This is a genomic window from Deltaproteobacteria bacterium (assembly GCA_009930495.1).
Classification (GTDB): Bacteria; Desulfobacterota; Desulfovibrionia; order Desulfovibrionales; family Desulfomicrobiaceae; genus Desulfomicrobium.
The window spans coordinates 1-1062 of record RZYB01000472.1 but is presented as its reverse complement, the minus strand read 5'-3'; the positions used below and the strand labels follow the sequence as shown (position 1 = coordinate 1062).

The 1062-nt window shown below is 36.7% G+C and carries 1 protein-coding gene; it reads right to left on the bottom strand.

Annotated features, from left to right (window positions below):
* Positions 1 to 947, bottom strand: a 947-nt coding sequence (locus EOL86_15555) for a hypothetical protein (GenBank protein ID NCD26986.1), incomplete at its 3' end; no start/stop codon positions are given.
* Positions 948 to 1062 lie beyond the last annotated feature (115 nt).

Sequence of the window (1062 nt, the reverse complement as noted above, 5' to 3'; positions counted from 1 at the left end):
ATATTGTTTTCTCTTGCACCTATTGATTCCTGTCCGGCTAACACTAAATCCCATTGGGTTTGTGTAAGTGCTGTGGTCCTGTTATTGAGCCCATTAAGAACTGATTGATTCTTTGCCCCTTGCGGATTTGATGATAAAACATCAGTTATCATGCTGTTATCCAAGACATCTTCCTGTTCTACTGATGATAGGAGAACTGTTTCAGAAACATATTCCGCTGAAGCCATTAAGTCTTCATAGACTTCTTCTGATTGTTCAGGAGTTGAGTTCTCGACTTCTGCTTGCAATGTAACAGTACTACCATTATCAGTAAGTGTTTCCAATGTATTATCAATGTCGGCAATTTCACTTTCCAGGCCTAGAATTGCTGCCGTGGTTTCAGTAACTCCTCCACCTGTATTGTCATATCTTGTTTGACAGTCAGAATCTGTATAGGGCGTTGGTGAACCTACAATTGATACAGTCGTATATGTTACAGGATTTGGGTAATAGCGTTGATTTGATGACGCAGTGGAAGTGACGTAATATGTAAGACTTCTCGGTTCGTTATAAATATCATAATCATTTTGTGCTCCAGTTGAGAATAAATTGAATGCTGGTTCAAAATAGGACCCTTGGTTTTGACAGATTCCATGGTTACTGATAACACTAATGTCTTCGATATTATCATGAAAATCATTACAGGTTAAACAGATACCAACATTATCATCATAAATATCTCCCTGATTGCTGAAACCCCAGGTGAGATAACCAAATTCATTGTTATAGATTTCATTTTCATGTGGATCTTCATTAACAATTATACCATATTGACCTGCAGAATAATCTGTTGAAAGGAAAATGTTGTCCTCAATTACAAAATCAGAACCACCGTCAATATATAGTCCAACAGCTTTATCAGCTGGAGGGATATTAAAAGTATTATTAACAATTGTAGGTGTATTCATTACAGATGAATATATAGACCGATAAGTGTTTGTAAATCACTGTTGTCCGGTAAAAAAATTTAACCGGGTCAATCTTTTTGCAGACTAACCCGGTTGGTTACCTTTGAAGTTACGA